Consider the following 18046-nt stretch of genomic DNA (forward strand, 5'->3'; position numbering starts at 1 on the left):
TGCCTGTCCCGAGCGAGTACACACCTGTCCCGAGCACATGCGATCCCGGACCCCCGGCTTCAAGGAGCAGACCCCATGGGCCACTACAAGAGCAACATCCGTGACCTGGAGTTCAATCTCTTCGAGATGTTCGGACGCCGGGAGATCCTGGGCACAGGTCGCTTCGCCGACCTGGACGAGGACGTCGTCCGCAGCATGCTGGAGGAGCTCAACCGGATGGCCACCGGCGTGCTCGCCGACTCCTTCGAGGAGGGCGACCGCACGCCTCCGGTGTTCGACGCGGCGACCGGCACGGTGAAGATGCCCGAGGGCATCAAGAAGTCCTTCTTCGCGCTGCGCGACGCCGGCTGGACCAACCTCGACCTGCCCGCCGAGATGGGCGGCCCCGGTGTGCCGCGCAGCGTGGCGTGGGCCCTGGCCGAGCTCATCCTCGGCTCCAACCCGGCGCTGTGGATGTACTCCAGCGGCCCCGGCTTCGCCCACATCCTGCACACCATCGGCAACGACGAGCAGAAGCGCTTCGCCGAGCTGGCCATCGAGCGCCAGTGGGGCGCCACCATGGTGCTCACCGAGCCCGACGCGGGCTCCGACGTGGGCGCCGGCCGGGCCAAGGCGGTGCAGCAGCCCGACGGCACCTGGCACATCGAGGGCGTCAAGCGCTTCATCACCAGCGCCGAGCACGACATGGCCGACAACATCTTCCACCTCGTGCTGGCCCGCCCCGAGGGCCACGGCCCCGGCACCAAGGGCCTGTCGATGTTCCTGGTACCGAAGTACCACGTGGACCTGGAGACCGGCGAGCTCGGCGAGCGCAACGGCGTCTACGTCACCAACGTCGAGAAGAAGATGGGCCTGAAGGTCTCCACGACCTGCGAGCTCACCTTCGGCGACAAGCACCCGGCCGTCGGCACGCTCGTCGGCGACGTGCACGAGGGCATCAAGCAGATGTTCATGGTGATCGAGCAGGCCCGCATGATGGTGGGCACCAAGGCGATCGCCACCCTGTCCACCGGCTACCTCAACGCGCTGGAGTACGCCAAGGCCCGCGTGCAGGGCGCCGACCTGACCCAGATGGCCGACAAGACGGCCCCGCGCGTGACCGTCACGCACCACCCGGACGTGCGCCGCGAGCTCATGCTCCAGAAGTCGTACGCCGAGGGCATGCGGGCGCTGGTCCTGCTGACCGCCACCTACCAGGACGCGGTGCAGATCGCCGAGTTCGAGGGGCGCCGGGACGAGCACGCCGAGGCGATGAACGACCTGCTGCTCCCGCTGGTCAAGGGCGTCGGCTCCGAGCGCTCCTACGAGATGCTCTCCCGCTCGCTGCAGACCCTGGGCGGCTCCGGCTACCTGCAGGAGTACCCGATCGAGCAGTACATCCGGGACGCCAAGATCGACTCCCTCTACGAGGGCACCACCGCGATCCAGGGCCTGGACCTGTTCTTCCGCAAGGTCCTGCGCAACCAGGGCGCCGCGCTCGGCTCGCTCCACGCCGACGTCAAGGCCTTCGCCGCCTCCGAGGCGGGCAACGGCCGGCTGAAGGTGGAGCGCGCCCTGCTCGACGAGGCCGCCGACGAGGTCAAGGCCATGGCCGACACGATGGCCGGCTGGGCGATCGGCTCGATGGAGGACCCGAAGGAGGTCTACAAGGTCGGCCTCAACACCACCCGGTTCCTGCTCGCCCTGGGCGACCTGGTGATCGGCTGGCTGCTCCTGCGCCAGGCCGAGGTCGCGCTGGCCGCGCTGGGCTCCTCCGAGGAGGACCGGTCCTTCTACACCGGCAAGGTGGCCGCGGCCACCTTCTTCGCCCAGACCGTGCTGCCCCGCATCTCCGCCGAGCGCCGCATCCTCGCCGCCACCGGCCAGGACCTGATGGAGCTCCCGGAGGACGCGTTCTGAGCGCCCACTCCGCGGGACGGCCCTGAGACGGCCGCTCCCGGAGGACGAGAACCCCCTGCTCCCGCGGCAGGTCGGCGATGAGGGGCGGTCCCGTGACACGGGACCGCCCCTTCTCCGTTCCCCGGGCGCCGTACAGGCCCGCAGGAGAGCCCGGGATCGGTCGGCCGCCGCCGGGCCCCGCCGTACGGGGGAGGGATTGACACGGCCCATCGTTCTTCTCATACTGAGACCATCTCATAGTGAGAAGGACGTGTGATGAGTGGTGAAAGCGAGTACCTGGCGGCCTACGACCCGCGGGAGTTCCCGCCGGTCGCCGTGACCGTCGACGTGGTGGCGCTCACCATCCTCGGCGGGGTGCTGCACGTGCTCCTGGTCGAGCGGGGCGAGCCGCCGTTCGCGGGGCGCTGGGCGCTGCCCGGCGGCTTCATCCGGCCGGGCGAGGACCTGGACCGGGCCGCCGCCAGAGAGCTGGCCGAGGAGACCGGGATGGCCGACCGCGTCCACATCGAGCAGCTCGCCAGCTACGGGGCGCCGGACCGCGACCCCCGGATGCGGATCGTCTCGGTCTCCTACCTGGCCTTCGCGCCCGACCTGCCCGATCCCCAGGCCGGGTCGGACGCCGCCGACGCCGCCTGGTACGGCGTCGACCACCTGCCCGAGCTGGCCTTCGACCACGCGCGCATCCTGGATCACGCCCTCGACCGGGCACGGGCCAAGCTGGAGTACACCCCGCTGGCCACCGCCTTCGTCGGCGAGACGTTCACCATCTCCGAGCTGCGCGGGGTCTACGAGGCGGTCTGGGGGGTGCCGCTGCACGCCGGCAACTTCCACCGCAAGGTCCTGTCGGTCCCCGGGTTCGTGGAGAGCACCGGCGAGACCACCGAGAGCGGCGGCCCCCGGGGCGGTCCCAGGGCCCGGCTCTACCGCGCGGGCGACGCCCGGCTCCTCCACCCGGCCCTGCTCCGGCCCGAGCGGGAGGAGGAGGTCCGGTGACCACCACCGCCGAGGCGATCGCCCTGGTCAACGCCGCCGCGACACCGCAGGACCTGTTCGGCGGGGACGCGCCGCGGCGGACCTACCGGCGGCTCGCCCGGTGCCTCCACCCCGACCTGACCACCGCTCCCGGCGCCCCGGAGGCCTTCGCCCGGCTGTCCGCGTTCTGGGCCGCGCTGCGCGGGGGACCTCCCGGCGACCACGCCGGGCCGGAGACGGTGATCACCACCGCGGGCGGGACCTACCGGGTCGGCGGGACGCTCCACCGGGGCGCCACGGCGGTGCTCCGCGCGTGCGAGCGCGACATGCTGCTCAAGCTCCCCCTCGGCCCGGCCGACAACGACCTCATGCGGCGCGAGGCCGAGGCGCTCCGGACGCTCGAGCGCGAGGCCGACCCGCTGCTCCTGCCGTACGTGCCGCGCCTGGTGGACTCCTTCCGGCACCGCGCGGACGGGGTCGAGCGGCACGTCAACGTGATCAGCCGGGTGCCGGACGGGTTCCTGACCCTGGAGGAGGTCCGGCGGCGGCGGCCGGTGCTGGACCCCCGGGACGCGGCCTGGATCTGGCGGCGGCTGCTGGTCGCGATCGGCACCGCGCACCGGGCCGGGATCGTGCACGGGGCCGTCTTCGGGCAGCACGTCCTGGTCCACCCCGTCGAGCACGGCCTGGTCCTCGTCGACTGGAGCCAGTCGGTGCCGGTCGGCGGCCGGCTGACCGCCCTGGTCACCCGGCACCGCGCGGACTACCCGACGGACGTCCTCGCCCGGGGGCCGGCCACCGAGGCCCTGGACATCCGCCTGGCCACCCGCTGCGTCGCCGCCCTGATGGGCGTGCGCCCCGACCGCTCCGACGGCCCCGATCCCGATCCGGCCGGACCCGACCGCCTCGGGCGTCCCGGTCCCGACGGCTCCCGCCGGCCGGCCGGGCGCGTCCCCGGGCCGATGCGCGCCTTCCTCCGGGGCAGCCTGCTCGCCCCGCCGCGCGACGCCTGGCGGCTCCTCGCCGAGCTCGACGAGCTCCTCGACGACCTGTACGGGCCGCGGCGGTACCGGCCCCTCCACCTGTAGCGACCCCTCAAGACCCGCAGCGACCCCTCAAGGAAGAGAAACCCCATGGGAAGCGGAATCTGGTCCACCGACGTCTACTCCGCCGCCTCCCGCCTCCGGGCGGCCAGGGGCGCCAGCGCCTTCGCCTACAGCGACTCCGGCGCGCGCACCGTGCACGACGACCTGAACCCGCACGGCGTGGCGGCCCGGGAGAGCCGCGACTCCGCCGAGCACCCCGCCTCCGTGGCCGTGGCCGTGCTCTTCGACGTGACCGGCTCGATGGGCGGCGTGCCGCGCACCCTGCAGACCAGGCTGCCCGACCTGCTCGGCCTGCTGCTGCGCAAGGGCTACGCCACCGACCCGCAGATCCTGTTCGGCGCGATCGGCGACGCCACCTGCGACCGGGCGCCGCTGCAGGTCGCCCAGTTCGAGTCCGACAACCGGATGGACGAGCACCTCGGCAAGGTCCTGCTGGAAGGCGGGGGCGGCGGCCAGATGACCGAGTCCTACGAGCTCGCGATGTACTTCATGGCCCGGCACACCTCGATCGACTGCTACGAGAAGCGGGGCCGCCGGGGCTATCTGTTCATCATCGGCGACGAGCTGCCGTACCCGGCGGTGAAGCGGCGCGAGGTCGCCGGGGTGATCGGCGACCGGCTGGAGCGGGACATCCCCACCGAGGACGTCGTCGCCGAGCTGACCCGGATGTACGACGTCTACTTCATCCTCCCCGCCGGGGCGAGCCACTCCCGCAACGGCCACGTGCTGGCCGCCTGGCGCGGGCTGCTCGGGCAGAACGTGCTGGAACTGGACGACCTGGACGCGGTCTGCGAGACCATCGCGCTCACCGTCGGGCTGGGCGAAGACGCCGTCGGCCTCGACGAGGGCCTGGCGGACCTGGCCGAGTTCGGTTCCACCGCGGGGGCCTCGGTCTCCCGGGCGCTGGCCGGTCTGGAGCGGGGCGCGACGGTGGTGGACTCCCCCGCCCTCGGCGCGTCCCTCGACCCGCACGGCGCGCTCGGCCCCGGTGATCCCTCCGGCCCGCGCGGCGCGCTCGGCTCGGGCGGCCCCTCCGCCCCCGGCGACAGCGGGGTGACCCGGCTGTGAGGGACCACGTGATCGTCGTCGACCTCGGGTACGGCGACGCCGGCAAGGGCACCGTGGTCGACTGGCTCTGCTCCCGCGGCGGGGTCTCGGCGGTGGTCAGGTTCAACGGGGGCGCCCAGGCCGGGCACAACGTCGTGCTGCCCGACGGACGGCACCACACGTTCTCCCAGTTCGGGTCGGGGACCCTGCGCGGCGTGCCGACCCACCTGTCGCGGTACACCGTGGTGGACCCCTTCGCGCTCACCGCCGAGGCCGACCACCTGCGCCGGATCGGCGTCCCGGACCCGTACGGCATGCTCACCGTCGACCGGGAGGCCCTGCTCGCCACGCCGTACCACGTGGCGGCCGGGCGGGCCCGGGAGCTCGCCCGCGGCGGGAAGCGGCACGGATCCTGCGGGATGGGCGTCGGGGAGGCGATGGCCTACGCGCTGGAGCACCCCTTCATGGCCCCCAGGGTCGGCGACTGCGAGCGGCCGTGGGCGCTGACCCGCAAACTGGAGGCGCTGCGCGAGCGGCTCGGCGCGGACGGGCCGCCGGTCGCCGACTGCGTGGCGGCCTACCGGGCGTTCGCCGAGCAGGTGGCCCTGGTCGACCCCTCCTACGTCACCGCCCTGCTGCGCAGGCGGCCCGTCGTCTTCGAGGGCGCCCAGGGGGTGCTGCTCGACGAGTGGCACGGCTTCCACCCCCACACGACCTGGAGCACGACGACCTTCGGCAACGCGCTGGCGCTGCTCGACGGGGCCGCCGCCGTACGGCTCGGCGTGCTGCGCACCTACACGACCCGGCACGGTCCGGGGCCGCTGGTCACCGAGGACCCCCGGTTGCGCCTGCCCGAGCCGCACAACCGGGACGGCCGGTGGCAGGGCCCGTTCCGGACCGGGCACTTCGACGCCGTCGCGCACCGCTACGCGCTGTCGGCGGCGGGCGGGGCGGACGCCCTGGCCCTCACCCACCTGGACGCGCCGGTCTCGCGGATGTGCGACTCCTACGACATCGGCGAGCTGCCGGTGGGCCGCAGGGGCGACCTGGAGGGCCAGGCCCGGCTCACCGCCCGGCTGGGGCGGGTCCGGCCGCACTACGCCGACGGGGTCGACGACTGGCCGGAGGCGGTCGCCGGAGCGCTGGGCGTGCCCGTGTGGCTCGGCTCCTCCGGCCCGACCTCCGCGGACAAGGCGCTGATCGCGTCCGCCGGGGGCCGGGCCCCGCGCCCTGCGGGCCTCAGCCGGCCGGCGGGACGTTGTGGTTGAACCGGAACAGGTTGGCCGGATCGTAGGCCGTCTTGAGCCGGACGAGCTCACGGTAGGCGCCGGGGTCGTAGGCGGCGCGCACCTGCTCGGCGGTGGCCGGGCCGTACTGGAAGTTCAGGAAGGTGCCCGCGCCCTTCAGCGTCCCGGCCAGGCTCCGGTGGGCGGCCCGGACGGCGCCGGGATCGCGGCCGTCGAGAGGGGTGACGACGTGCAGGACGTACCGCGCGTCCCGGTGGCCGACCAGCGCCGGTGAGGGACCGGCCAGCGCGCCGCCGAGGTGGCGGACCTGCACGATGCACGGCACCTCGGCCCCCGGGTCGGCCAGGCCGAACGCGGCGGCCGGGTCCAGGCCGTCGAGCAGCACCCCGGTGCCGGCGTAGGCGTGCGCGGCCTCCGGGTCGTTGCTGATCGAGGCCGACTCGGTGAACGGCAGCTCGCGCAGGGTGTCGGCGAGGACCGGCCCGGCCGCGCGCAGCGGCGCGACGATCCGGTCCCCCTCCGCCGCCTCCCCGAGGTGGGCGATCCTGACGTGGGCGACGTGCCGCCCGCGCAGCGGCCCGGGGGCCTCGGGGACGTCCGGGACCGGGATCAGGCCGACGGCCGAGGTCAGCCCGTCGGGCACGGTCGCGGTCCAGTCCCGCCAGGCCGCCACGATCTCGGCGGAGGCGGGGAAGTACAGGCCGCCGCCGTAGAGGCGGGTGACGGGCACGAGCCCGATCTCCATGCCCGTCACCACGCCGAAGTTGCCGCCGCCGCCGAGCAGCGCGCCGAAGAGCTCGTCGCCGGGGACGAGGCGGCGCGGACGGGCGTCGGCCGTGACGATCTCGACGGCCCGCACGTGGTCGGCGGCGTAGCCGTACCTGCGGGCCAGCAGGCCCAGGCCGCCGCCCAGGGTGTAGCCGACCACGCCCACGTGCGGCGAGCTGCCGGACAGCGGCGCGAGCCCGTGGCGGGCGGCCTCCTCGATCACCTGCCGCCAGCGCGTGCCCGCCTCCACCCACGCGGTGCGGGCCGCGACGTCCACCCGCACTCCGGTCATCGCGCGCGTGCTCACCAGCACGCCGTGCTCGGCCGTCACCGCGAGGCCGTGCCCGGTGGCCTGGACCGCCACCGGCATGTCCCGGGTGGCGGCGTACTCCACGGCGGCCCGCACGTCGGCCGCCCCCGCGGCCGCCACGACCACCTCGGGCCGGTGCCGGCCGGCCAGTTGGAACCCGTCCCGCCCGGTGTCGTAGCCGGGCTCGCCTGGGCGGAACACCGCGCCGTCCACGTCGATCATGATCCTCTTCCTTCCGTCCTGCGCCGGAGTGCGGACCCGACCATAGGAAGGCTTGCGGACACAGGATGTCCTCAAGCGGGCGAGAATCCGGATATGAGCAAGGACATGCCCGGCCGGCTGCTCCGGCTGCTCTCACTGCTGCAGAGCCGCCGCGAGTGGCCGGGCCCGGAGCTGGCGGACCGGCTCGGTGTCAGCGCCCGGACCGTCCGGCGCGACGTCGACCGGCTGCGGGGGCTGGGTTACCCGGTGGAGGGGACCACGGGCACCGCGGGCGGCTACCGGCTGGTCTCGGGCCGGGACCTGCCCCCGCTGCTGCTGGACGACGACGAGGCGGTGGCGATCGCGGTCGGGCTGCTCACCGCGGCGGACGGCACCGTGGCCGGGATCGCGGAGTCGTCGGTCCGGGCCCTGGCCAAGCTGGAGCGGGTCCTGCCGGCCCGGCTGCGGCGGCGCTTCGACGCGGTGGCCGGGGCGGTCACCCCCGTGGCGCGGGGCGGCCTGCCGCGGGTCGATCCTGAGGTCCTGGCCGTCCTCGCCACCGCCTGCCGCGACCGGGAGATGCTCGCGTTCGGGCACTGCAGCCGCTCCGGGACCGTGACCTCGCGCAGGGTCGAACCGTACGACCTGGTCAGCACACACGGCCTGTGGTACCTGCTGGCCTACGACCCCGGCCGGGAGGACTGGCGGATCTTCCGGGTGGACCGGATCACCGATCCCCGGCCCACCGGCTGGCGGTTCACCCCGCGCGAGCTCCCCGCCTCCGACGCCGCCGCCCACGTCTCCCGCTCGGTGGCGGCGGCGCCGTACCGGCACAACGCGGTGGCCACCGTGCGGGAGCCCGCCGAGGCGGTCCGCGCGCGGCTGCCCAACACCATGCCGGGCCGGATCGAGCCCGTGGACGAGCACACGTGCACGGTCCGCCTCGGCTCCGACTCGCTGGACGCGATCGCGGCGGAGCTGGCCGCGCTCGGTGCCGACTTCACCCTCGACGGGCCACCCGAGCTGCTCGACCGGCTCCGCGCGGTGGCGGGACGGTTGCTGCGGGCGGCCGGGGACGGGTGAGCGCCGGACGGCGGCCACGCGGGGCCGGGGCGAAGGCACACCGGCCACGGCGGGCCGCCGGACGGGTGGGCGCCGGGCGGCCCTCCCGGCCGGGCGGGTTACGACGCGGCCGGGACGTGATACTGCACGGCGGCGCGGGAGGCCAGGATCGGCTTGATGCACTCGGCGATCACGGCCTGGTGCTCCGGGTGGTCCCGGTAGACGACGTAGTCCTCGACGCCGTCGAAGTCCGCGACCACCGCGAAGTCGTGGTTGCCGGCGCTCACCCCCGCGTCGGGACCGATCACGTAGGAGCGCAGCTGCGGGATCAGCTCCGGCAGCCTGCCCAGTCCGGCCGCGACGGCGGCCTTCTGCTCGTCGGTGGCGTCCTCGGTCCAGGCGAGCAGCACGATGTGGCGGAACATGGTCGGTCCTGTCTCCCTCGCGGTTCGGATGCCCGCCAGCGTACGGCGGGCCCCGCCGATGCACGGCGGGGCCCGCCGATCTCCGGCCGTCCGGCTCCGGACCGGGACCTCCGGCGTCCGGTCCCGCTCCTCCGGGTCCCGGTCCTTCTGGTCCCGGTCCTTCACCGTCCGGCTCCGGCCCCGGCCGTGCGGCCTCAGCCCCAGGCGAGCATGCGCAGCGGGTCCTCCAGCATGGCCCCGATGTCGCGCAGGAACAGCGAGCCGAGCTCGCCGTCCACCACCCGGTGGTCGAAGGAGAGCGCGAGCGTGCACACCTTGCGCACCGCGATCTGCCCGTCCACCACCCACGGCATGTCCCTGACCTGGCCGAGGGCCAGGATCGCGGACTCACCCGGGTTGAGGATCGGCGTCCCGGCGTCCACCCCGAACACGCCCACGTTGGTGATCGTGATCGTGCCGCCCGCCATGTCCTCCGGTCGGGTGCGGCCGGCCCGCGCGGTCTCGGCCAGCTCCGCCAGGGCCGCCGCCAGTTCCGGCAGCGACAGGGACTGGGCGTCCTTGACGTTGGGCACGAGCAGGCCGCGGGGGGTCGCGGCGGCGATGCCCAGGTTCACGCGGTGCTTGACCACGATCTCCTGCGCCGCCTCGTCCCACGCCGAGTTGATCATCGGGTGGCGGCGGACCGCGACGAGCAGCGCCTTGGCGACCAGGAGCAGCGGCGAGACCCTGACCCCGGCGAAGTCGTCGAGGGCGCGCAGCCGCCCGACCGCCTCCATGGTCCCGGTCATGTCCACCTGGAGGAACTCGGTGACGTGCGGGGCGGTGAACGCCGAGGCCACCATGGCCTGGGCGGTCGCCTTCCGCACGCCCTTGACCGGGATCCGCTCCTCGTCCGCCGCCCCGGCCCGCGCCGCAGGCCGTACGGGCGCGGCCGCCGCCGCGTGCACGTCCTCCCGGGTGATCGAGCCCTGCGGCCCGGTCCCGGTGAGCGCGGCCAGGTCGATCCCGAGGTCCTTGGCGAGCTTGCGCACCGGGGGCTTGGCCAGCACCGCCACGCGTCCCGCCGCGGCCCCCGGACCGGTCGCGGCGGACGCCGGGCCCGGCACGCCGCCCGACTCCGCGCCCGGCGCGGCGGCCTGCGGAGCCGGTCCGGCGGCCGGCCGGTCCGGCACGGCGCTCCGCTCCGCGCCCGGCGCGGCGGGCGGCTGCTTGCGGGGGCGGCGCTTGGCCGCTCCCGGCTTGACGCCGTAGCCGACCAGGACGGGCTGGCGCTTCTCCCCTCCCCCCGCGGCGGTCCCGTTCCGGCCCGCCTCCGCGGGGACCGCCGGAGCGGCCGGGACGGCCGGGACGGCCGGGACCATGTCGTCGGCCAGCGCCGCCCGGCCCGCGGGGGCGTCCGCCGGAGGCGGCGGGACCGGGGCCGGGGAGCCGTCGTCGACCGCGATGATGGGCCTGCCCACGTCGACGGTCTCGCCCTCCTCCGCCAGCAGGGCGGCGACCACGCCCTCGAACGGGCAGGGCAGCTCGACGACCGCCTTGGCGGTCTCGATCTCCACGATGGTCTGGTTCACCTTGACCGGGTCGCCGGCCTTCACGTGCCAGCGGACGATCTCCGCCTCGGTCAGGCCCTCGCCCACGTCGGGGAGCTTGAACTCCTTCACCGTCCCCCTCCTCAGAACGCGAACGCGCGGTCGACGGCGTCCAGCACCCGGTCCAGGTCCGGCAGGTAGTGGTCCTCCAGCCGGGAGGGCGGGTACGGCGTGGACGGCCCGCCCACCCGCAGCACCGGCGCCTCCAGGTGGTAGAAGCACTCCTCGGTGATCCGGGCGGCCAGCTCGGCGCCGTAGCCGTTGAAGACGGGCGCCTCGTGCACCACGACGCACCGCCCGGTGCGCCGTACCGACTCCACGACCGCGGGCAGGTCCAGCGGGTTGAGCGAGCGCAGGTCCACGACCTCCAGCGAGCGGCCGTCCTCCTGGGCGGCCGCGGCCACCTCCAGGCAGGTCTTCACCATCGGCCCGTAGGCCAGCAGCGTGACGTCCGCGCCGGGCCGTACGACGCGGGCCCGGTCGAGCGGGAGCCAGTCCGCCGCGCCGGAGGTGTCGACCTCGGCCTTGTCCCAGTAGCGGCGCTTGGGCTCGAAGAAGACGACCGGGTCGTCGCACCGGATCGCCTGCTGGATCATCGCGTAGGCGTCCGCCGGGTTGGAGCAGGTCACCACGCGCAGGCCGGCGGTGTGCGTGAAGTACGTCTCGGGGGACTCGCTGTGGTGCTCCACCGCGCCGATGCCGCCGCCGCAGGGGATGCGGACCACGACGGGGAGCCTGAGCTTGCCCAGGGAGCGCATCGGCATCTTGGCGAGCTGGGTGATGATCTGGTCGGCGGCGGGGAAGACGAACCCGTCGAACTGGATCTCGCAGACCGGCCGGTAGCCGCGGAGCGCGAGGCCGATGGCCGTGCCGATGATGCCGGACTCGGCCAGCGGGGTGTCGATGACCCGCTGCTCGCCGAAGTCCTTCTGCAGGCCGTCGGTGACGCGGAACACGCCGCCGAGCTTGCCCACGTCCTCGCCCATGACGAGGACCTTGGGGTCGTCCTCCATCGCCTTGCGCATGCCCTCGTTCAGGGCCTTGGCCATGGTGAGCGTCGTCATCCCTCGACCCCCTCGTTCTCGAATCCGGCGAGGTAGGCGGCGAACTCGGCCCGCTCGGCCTCGATCAGCCGGTGCGGCTCGGCGTAGACGTGCTCGAACATCTCCATCGGCCCCGGATCCGGCAGCTGCAGGCAGCGCCTGCGCACGTCCTTGCCGAGCTCGTCGGCCTCGGCGTCGACCCCGTCGAAGAACGCCTGGTCGGCGAGCCGGTTGCGGACCAGGTAGGCCTTGACCCGCTCGATCGGGTCCTTGAGCTTCCAGGCCTCCAGCTCGTCGGCCAGCCGGTAGCGGGTCGGGTCGTCGGAGGTGGTGTGCGCGCCCATCCGGTAGGTGTAGGCCTCGATCAGCACCGGGCCCTGCCCGGAGCGGGCGTCGGCCAGCGCCTTGCGGGTGACCGCCAGGCAGGCGAACACGTCGTTGCCGTCCACCCGGACGCCGGGGAAGCCGAACCCGCTGGCCCGGCGGTAGAGCGGGATGCGCGACTGCTTCTCCAGCGGCTCGGAGATGGCCCACTGGTTGTTCTGGCAGAAGAACACCACCGGGGCGTTGAACACCGACGCCCAGATGAACGACTCGTTCACGTCGCCCTGGGAGGTGGCGCCGTCGCCGAAGTAGACGATCGAGGCCGCGCCGTCCTCGCCCACGGCCCCGTCGCGCTGGATGCCCATGGCGTAGCCGACCGCGTGCAGGGTCTGGCTGCCGATCACGATCGTGTAGAGGTGGAAGTTGTGCTCGGCGGGGTCCCAGCCGCCGTGGTTGACCCCCCGGAACAGGCCGAGGAGGTTGACCGGGTCCACCCCGCGGCACCAGGCCACGCCGTGCTCCCGGTAGGTCGGGAACGCCATGTCCGCGTCGGTCAGGGCCCGGCCGGAGCCGATCTGCGCGGCCTCCTGGCCGAGCAGCGAGGCCCACAGGCCCAGTTCGCCCTGGCGTTGCAGGGCGACGGCCTCCAGGTCGATCCGGCGCACCATGACCAGGTCGCGGTAGAGGCCGCGGATCTCCTCGGGTGTCAGGTCGATGTCGTAGTCGGGGTGCTCGACCCGCTCCCCCTCCGGGGTCAGCAACTGGACGAGCTCGGGGGGTGCCTGGGCACCGCGAGAGGCGTCGGCTGTCACGTGCCGCTCCTGTGTGCTCGGGGCCGTCCGAGCGGGGTCGCCGCTCGTGTCCGGCCGGTTAGCGACGCATCGGATCCGGTCGATGGTGGTTCGTCTGCGCTTGTGGACATCGTGGCAGACGTCACATACCTGCGCGCAAGCCCTGCTCCGGCCTCCATACGGTCCCCGTTCCCCTCCGGCCTCCTTTACACCCGTGCGGAGCGGATGCCCTTCGCGCCGGTACGGGACGCGCGCCCGCCCGGCCCTCCCCGGACCGGGGCGGACCCGGCGACGGGCCGCCCGCGGGGACCGTTACGCTTGAGGCGCCCAACCGACCCCGCTGCACCCTGGAGGAACACCGTGGCGCGCGTCATCGTCGACGTCATGCTGAAGCCCGAGATTCTCGACGCCCAGGGGCAGGCCATCGCCCGGGCGCTCCCGCGGCTCGGCTTCTCCGGCGTCTCCGCGGTACGGCAGGGCAAGCGGTTCGAGGTGGAGCTCGACGGCCCGGCCGACGAGGCCGCCCTTTCGGACGTCCGCAAGATGGCCGAGACCCTGCTGGCCAACACCGTGATCGAGGACTACAGGGTCACCGTCGAAGAGTAGTCGGCCGGATATATCAGCAAAATCCCTCTGTGCCGGTTAAATCCATCCCTGGGGGCATCCCACACCACGTCCTGACTAACAGTGGATAACATCACAGTTATTTTGCGGTTAGCCCGGATTCCCCAGGGAAACCTTCACTGGGTGACGTCTGGCCCGGGAGGGATCCGGTGGATTTCGAGTTCTCATTGGCTCTGCCAAGAGAGGCCGTCGGCATTCCGATGGTCCGCAGGATTCTCGGCGACTCCCTGGCCTTCCGCGGTGTGACGAGGAGCTGCGTCTCCGACATCCTGCTCGCGGTCACCGAGGCGTGCACCAACGCCGTGCGCCACGGCGGCCCGGACAACCGCTACGAGGTCGAGGCCGCCATCGGCCCCGACCGCTGCGACGTGCGCATCACCGACCGGGGCCGCGGTCTCGTCCGGGTGCCGGACCACTACCCGCCGAACGACATCGAGAACGGCCGCGGCATCCTGATCATGCAGTCCGTGGTGGACGAGATCTCCTTCGACATCGCCCCCGGCCGCGGCACCACCGTGCACCTGCGCAAGCGGCTCCGCCGCCACGACGGCCCCGCCCCCGCGCGCCCCCGCGAGCTGGCCGCCGTCTGACCCCTCCGGCCGCGCCCGGCCCGCCCCGCGGCGCCGCGGGCCCCGTGATCGGGATTCCCGGCCGCGGGCAGGTCACCGCCGGATCCGGGGCGCGGGCCGTACACCTCGTTGTGAGCTCTCCCCGGAGAGCGGATAGCCTGGGCGCACCGCCGCAGACCGCCGTCCGATGTGTGAGACGTCGGCGCGGTGCTCGTTTGTGGAGGGGAACGCTGTCATGAGTGCTGCCCGCGTGGGCGTCGTCACTTTTCCCGGGACTCTTGACGATCAGGACGCGGCCCGTGCCGTGCGCCATGCGGGGGGCGAAGCCGTCCCGCTGTGGCACGCCGACCCCGATCTCAAGGGGGTGGACGCGGTCTTCCTGCCCGGCGGGTTCTCCTACGGGGACTACCTCCGGTGCGGGGCGATCTCCAGGTTCGCGCCGCTGATGGAGGAGCTGATCCCCGCCGCCAGGGCCGGGCTCCCCGTCCTGGGGACCTGCAACGGCTTCCAGATCCTCTGCGAGGCCCACCTGCTGCCCGGCGCGCTGATGCGCAACGCCGGGCTTCACTATGTCTGCCGCGACCAGGGCATCCGGGTGGAGAACACCGCCACCCCCTGGACCTCGGACTTCACCGAGGGCCAGGAGATCGTGCTGCCGGTCAAGCACGGCGAGGGCCGCTACGTCGCCGACCCGGCGACCCTCGCGGCGATCGAGGCGGGCGGCCAGGTCGTCTTCCGCTACACCGGGGGCAACCCCAACGGCTCCCTGAACGACATCGCCGGCATCCGCAACGAGGCCGGCAACATCGTCGGCCTGATGCCGCACCCCGAGCACGCCGTCGAGGACCTGACCGGCGCCCCGAGCACGGACGGCCGCGCCTTCTTCACCTCGATCCTCAAGAAGCTGGTGAACGCGTGAATCCGGACGTGAACCTCGACACCGTCAAGCGCGCCGCGGACACCCCCGACGAGCGCCAGCCGTACGCCGAGCTGGGCATGAAGCTCGACGAGTACGACCGGGTCAAGGAGATCCTCGGCCGCCGGCCGACCAGCTCCGAGCTGGCCATCTACAGCGTCATGTGGAGCGAGCACTGCTCCTACAAGTCCTCCAAGGTGCACCTGCGGCAGTTCGGCACCAAGGCCCCGCACTCCGACGCGCTCCTGGTCGGCATGGGCGAGAACGCCGGCGTCGTGGACATCGGCGACGGCTGGGCGGCCACTTTCAAGATCGAGTCGCACAACCACCCGTCCTACGTCGAGCCGCACCAGGGCGCGGCCACCGGCGTCGGCGGCATCGTCCGCGACATCATGTCGATGGGCGCGCGGCCGATCGCGGTCATGGACGCCCTGCGCTTCGGCGGCGCCGACCAGGCCGACACCCGCCGGGTGCTGCCCGGCGTGGTGGAGGGCATCAGCCACTACGGCAACTGCCTGGGCCTGCCCAACATCGGCGGCGAGGTCGTCTTCGACCCCTGCTACATCGGCAACCCGCTGGTCAACGCCCTGTGCGTGGGCCTGCTCCGCAAGGACCAGATCAAGCTGGCCATCGCGCCGGGCGCGGGCAACAAGGTCGTGCTCTTCGGCGCGCTGACCGGCCCCGACGGCATCGGCGGCGCGTCGGTGCTGGCGAGCGCCACCTTCGAGGACGAGTCCCAGGCCAAGCGCCCCAGCGTGCAGGTCGGCGACCCGTTCATGGAGAAGCTGCTGATCGAGTGCTGCCTGGAGCTCTACCAGGCCGACGTGGTCGTCGGCATCCAGGACCTCGGCGCGGCCGGCGTCTCCTGCGCCACCACCGAGCTCGCGGCCAAGGGCACCGGCGGCATGGACGTCAGGCTGGACCTCGTCCCGCTGCGCGACCCGTCGCTGCGGCCCGAGGAGATCCTGATGAGCGAGTCTCAGGAGCGCATGATGGCGGTCGTCGCCCCCGACGACATCGACGCCTTCATGGCGATCTGCGCCAAGTGGGACATCCCCGCGACCGTGATCGGCGAGGTCACCGACTCCGGCCGCCTGGTCATGACCTGGCACGGCGAGACCATCGTGGACATCCCGCCGGGCACCGCGGCCGACGAGGGCCCCGTCTACGAGCGGCCCTTCCACGAGCCGGCCGGGCAGGCCGGGCTCAACGCCTCCTCGCCCGCGGACCTGCCGCGCCCCGAGGACCTGCGCGCCGCGCTGCTGCAGCTGCTCGGCTCACCGAACCTGGCCTCCAAGGAGTGGGTGACCTCCCAGTACGACCGGTACGTCCGGGGCAACACCGTGCTGGCCCAGCCCGCCGACGCCGGGGTGCTGCGGATCAGCGAGGCCATGCCCGGCGCCGAGGAGACCACCCGCGGCATCGCGCTGGCCACCGACGGCAACGGCCGCTACGCCCGGCTGGACCCCTACGCCGGGGCGCAGCTCGCCCTGGCGGAGGCCTACCGGAACGTCGCGGTGACCGGCGCCGTCCCGCTCGCGGTCACCAACTGCCTCAACTTCGGCTCCCCCGAGGACCCCGAGGTCATGTGGCAGTTCTCCGAGGCCGTGCGCGGCCTGGCCGACGCCTGCAAGACCCTGGGCGTCCCGGTGACCGGCGGCAACGTCTCGTTCTACAACCAGACGGGCTCCACCCCGATCCACCCGACCCCGGTCGTGGGCGTGCTGGGCGTGATCGAGGACGTGGCCAAGCGGGTGCGCAGCGGCTTCACCGGCACCGGCGAGAAGGTCGTCCTGCTCGGCGAGACCAGCGCGGAGTTCGGCGGTTCGGAGTGGGCGCACGTCGTCCACGGCCACCTGGGCGGCCTCCCGCCCGAGGTGGACCTGGAGGCCGAGCGCGCCCTCGGCCGGGTGCTCACCGAGGCCGCCGCGCAGGGCCTGCCCACCGGCTCCCACGACCTGTCCGACGGCGGCCTGGCCATCGCCCTGGCCGAGGCGTGCCTCGCCCAGGGCATCGGCTGCACGGTCTCGCTCACGGGCGACGACGCGTTCGTCGACCTGTTCAGCGAGTCGGCCTCCCGCGCGCTGGTGACCGTCCGGCCGGAGTCCTTCGAGGCCTTCGCCGAGCTGTGCGCCGCCCACGAGGTGCCCTGCTACGGCCTGGGCACCACCGGCGGCGCCTCGCTGGTCGTCGAGGGCGTCCTGGACATCCCGGTCGCCGAGCTCAGGGAGACCCACACGGGCACGCTCCCCGCCATCTTCGGCTGATCCACGCACGACGGAGGGGTACGGCTCACGCGGGCCGTACCCCTTCCGCACATCAGGAAATGATCTTCTTGAGCGGGATGTCGATCGAGAACGGCGCGGTCAGCCGGAGGTGTTCCCGCTCGATCGACACCGGCACATAGGTCCTGGTCGTGTCATCGAGCTCGTAGATGTGGAACACGGGACGACCGTCCTCGTTCTCCACCCGCCAGTAGTGACGGATCCCCGCTTCGGCATAGCGCTCGGGCTTCACCCGGCGGTCCCGTTCCTCGGAGTCGGGCGACACCACCTCGACCGCGAGCACCACCTCGTCCGGCCGGTAGGTCGTCCGGCGCATCCCGGCGTCGGGCTGCTCCCGCACCACCATGAGATCCGGCTCGGGACGCTGTCGCCTGCCCAGCGTCACCGTCATCTCCCGGACGACGTCGCATCCCGGGGGAAGCAGTTCCTCCAGGTGCCTGCCCAACCTGTCGATGACCCTCATGTGGAACTTGGTCTGCGGGGACATCACGATGAGGGCTCCATCGACGAGTTCGAGGCGGCGCGGCGCTTCGGGGGGGAGCCGGTCGAGATCTTCCGCGACCCAGCCGTCGGCCGGCGGGTAGAACCAGGAAGGCAGCACTTCAGCGGTCATCTCATCCCCCTCCGAATCCGTTGTCACTTTAGGGTTCACCTCCGTCCGTCTCAGGTCTTTCCACGGATTCCTCTCCCGCCCACCTTCTCATTCCCGGCGAACGATTACATTCATCCGCCGCCGGGTCGCGGGCCGCCGGTCGCATCCGGTACGGACGCTTACCGGCGGGGGTCCGGCGGGGTTTCCGCAAGGATCCCCGTGAGGTTTCCGCAGGGGTCCCGCAGAGTCCCCGCGCAGGGTTTCCGCGCGGTGGTC

The 18046-nt window shown here is 73.3% G+C and carries 16 protein-coding genes; 10 read left to right on the plus strand and 6 right to left on the minus strand.

Translation table 11 applies throughout. From position 1 onward, the window contains the following. Window positions 1–75: 75 nt before the first annotated feature. From HS048_RS02025 to HS048_RS02045, 5 genes are all read left to right on the plus strand, one after another. Window positions 76–1899, plus strand: coding sequence for an acyl-CoA dehydrogenase (locus HS048_RS02025; protein WP_196465973.1), 1824 nt, complete (start codon window positions 76–78; stop codon window positions 1897–1899). Between the two features lie 255 nt (window positions 1900–2154). Continuing rightward, window positions 2155–2892 (plus strand): NUDIX hydrolase, encoded by a 738-nt coding sequence (locus tag HS048_RS02030; RefSeq protein ID WP_068902850.1) that lies wholly within the window; start codon window positions 2155–2157, stop codon window positions 2890–2892. Continuing rightward, window positions 2889–3959 (plus strand): molecular chaperone DnaJ, encoded by a 1071-nt coding sequence (locus HS048_RS02035; RefSeq protein ID WP_196465974.1) that lies wholly within the window; start codon window positions 2889–2891, stop codon window positions 3957–3959. Before HS048_RS02030 ends, HS048_RS02035 begins: the two co-directional genes overlap by 4 nt. 45 nt (window positions 3960–4004) lie before the next feature. Next, entirely contained in the window at window positions 4005–5045 is a 1041-nt protein-coding gene (locus tag HS048_RS02040) for a hypothetical protein (RefSeq protein WP_196465975.1), read from the plus strand. Further along, a complete protein-coding gene (locus tag HS048_RS02045) occupies window positions 5042–6292 on the plus strand; it encodes an adenylosuccinate synthetase (protein ID WP_196465976.1) in 1251 nt (416 codons plus the stop codon). The genes HS048_RS02040 and HS048_RS02045 overlap by 4 nt, the downstream gene beginning before the upstream one ends. Here HS048_RS02045 and HS048_RS02050 read toward each other — a convergent pair. Next, on the minus strand, window positions 6264–7571 hold the full coding sequence (locus tag HS048_RS02050) for an FAD-binding oxidoreductase (protein WP_196465977.1): 1308 nt from the start codon (window positions 7569–7571) through the stop codon (window positions 6264–6266). The genes HS048_RS02045 and HS048_RS02050 overlap by 29 nt on opposite strands. Before the next feature lie 93 nt (window positions 7572–7664). Between HS048_RS02050 and HS048_RS02055 the strand changes: the two genes are divergently transcribed. After that, on the plus strand, window positions 7665–8633 hold the full coding sequence (locus HS048_RS02055) for a YafY family protein (protein ID WP_230880693.1): 969 nt from the start codon (window positions 7665–7667) through the stop codon (window positions 8631–8633). Between the two features lie 98 nt (window positions 8634–8731). On the opposite strand, the gene HS048_RS02060 is transcribed toward HS048_RS02055, so the two are convergent. From HS048_RS02060 to pdhA, 4 genes are all read right to left on the minus strand, one after another. After that, complete coding sequence (locus tag HS048_RS02060; RefSeq protein ID WP_068902840.1) at window positions 8732–9037, minus strand: Dabb family protein; 306 nt, start codon at window positions 9035–9037, stop codon at window positions 8732–8734. 194 nt (window positions 9038–9231) lie between these two features. Next, window positions 9232–10698, minus strand: a complete 1467-nt coding sequence (locus HS048_RS38440; protein WP_196465978.1) for a dihydrolipoamide acetyltransferase family protein — start codon at window positions 10696–10698, stop codon at window positions 9232–9234. An 11-nt stretch (window positions 10699–10709) separates the two neighbouring features. Then, on the minus strand, window positions 10710–11690 hold the full coding sequence (locus tag HS048_RS02070; protein ID WP_068902835.1) for an alpha-ketoacid dehydrogenase subunit beta: 981 nt from the start codon (window positions 11688–11690) through the stop codon (window positions 10710–10712). Next, entirely contained in the window at window positions 11687–12805 is a 1119-nt protein-coding gene (pdhA, locus tag HS048_RS02075) for a pyruvate dehydrogenase (acetyl-transferring) E1 component subunit alpha (RefSeq protein ID WP_191897113.1), read from the minus strand. The genes HS048_RS02070 and pdhA overlap by 4 nt, the downstream gene beginning before the upstream one ends. A 339-nt stretch (window positions 12806–13144) precedes the next feature. Between pdhA and purS the strand changes: the two genes are divergently transcribed. The 4 genes from purS (at window position 13145) to purL (ending at window position 17160) form a co-directional block, all read left to right on the plus strand. Further along, window positions 13145–13390 (plus strand): phosphoribosylformylglycinamidine synthase subunit PurS, encoded by a 246-nt coding sequence (gene purS, locus HS048_RS02080; RefSeq protein ID WP_068902831.1) that lies wholly within the window; start codon window positions 13145–13147, stop codon window positions 13388–13390. Between the two features lie 218 nt (window positions 13391–13608). Then, a complete protein-coding gene (locus HS048_RS02085; protein ID WP_230880694.1) occupies window positions 13609–13998 on the plus strand; it encodes an ATP-binding protein in 390 nt (129 codons plus the stop codon). A gap of 214 nt (window positions 13999–14212) precedes the next feature. After that, complete coding sequence (gene purQ / locus HS048_RS02090) at window positions 14213–14896, plus strand: phosphoribosylformylglycinamidine synthase subunit PurQ (RefSeq protein WP_068902827.1); 684 nt, start codon at window positions 14213–14215, stop codon at window positions 14894–14896. Next, window positions 14893–17160: a phosphoribosylformylglycinamidine synthase subunit PurL gene (purL, locus tag HS048_RS02095; protein ID WP_196465979.1), complete on the plus strand. Its 2268-nt coding sequence runs from the start codon at window positions 14893–14895 to the stop codon at window positions 17158–17160. The genes purQ and purL overlap by 4 nt, the downstream gene beginning before the upstream one ends. A gap of 52 nt (window positions 17161–17212) precedes the next feature. On the opposite strand, the gene HS048_RS02100 is transcribed toward purL, so the two are convergent. After that, a complete protein-coding gene (locus HS048_RS02100) occupies window positions 17213–17791 on the minus strand; it encodes a Uma2 family endonuclease (RefSeq protein WP_196465980.1) in 579 nt (192 codons plus the stop codon). Between the last annotated feature and the right edge of the window lie 255 nt (window positions 17792–18046).

The sequence above is a fragment of the Planomonospora sp. ID91781 genome, from assembly GCF_015711595.1.
Lineage (GTDB): Bacteria > Actinomycetota > Actinomycetes > Streptosporangiales > Streptosporangiaceae > Planomonospora > Planomonospora parontospora.

Coding starts and splice junctions, on each gene's coding strand:
- HS048_RS02025 (WP_196465973.1), top strand. CDS start 76: ATGGGCCACTACAAGAGCAACATCCGTGACCTGGAGTTCAATCTCTTC.
- HS048_RS02030 (WP_068902850.1), top strand. CDS start 2,155: ATGAGTGGTGAAAGCGAGTACCTGGCGGCCTACGACCCGCGGGAGTTC.
- HS048_RS02040 (WP_196465975.1), top strand. CDS start 4,005: ATGGGAAGCGGAATCTGGTCCACCGACGTCTACTCCGCCGCCTCCCGC.
- HS048_RS02050 (WP_196465977.1), bottom strand. CDS start 7,571: ATGATCGACGTGGACGGCGCGGTGTTCCGCCCAGGCGAGCCCGGCTAC.
- HS048_RS02055 (WP_230880693.1), top strand. CDS start 7,665: ATGAGCAAGGACATGCCCGGCCGGCTGCTCCGGCTGCTCTCACTGCTG.
- HS048_RS02060 (WP_068902840.1), bottom strand. CDS start 9,037: ATGTTCCGCCACATCGTGCTGCTCGCCTGGACCGAGGACGCCACCGAC.
- HS048_RS02070 (WP_068902835.1), bottom strand. CDS start 11,690: ATGACGACGCTCACCATGGCCAAGGCCCTGAACGAGGGCATGCGCAAG.
- HS048_RS02085 (WP_230880694.1), top strand. CDS start 13,609: ATGGTCCGCAGGATTCTCGGCGACTCCCTGGCCTTCCGCGGTGTGACG.
- purQ (WP_068902827.1), top strand. CDS start 14,213: ATGAGTGCTGCCCGCGTGGGCGTCGTCACTTTTCCCGGGACTCTTGAC.
- HS048_RS02100 (WP_196465980.1), bottom strand. CDS start 17,791: ATGACCGCTGAAGTGCTGCCTTCCTGGTTCTACCCGCCGGCCGACGGC.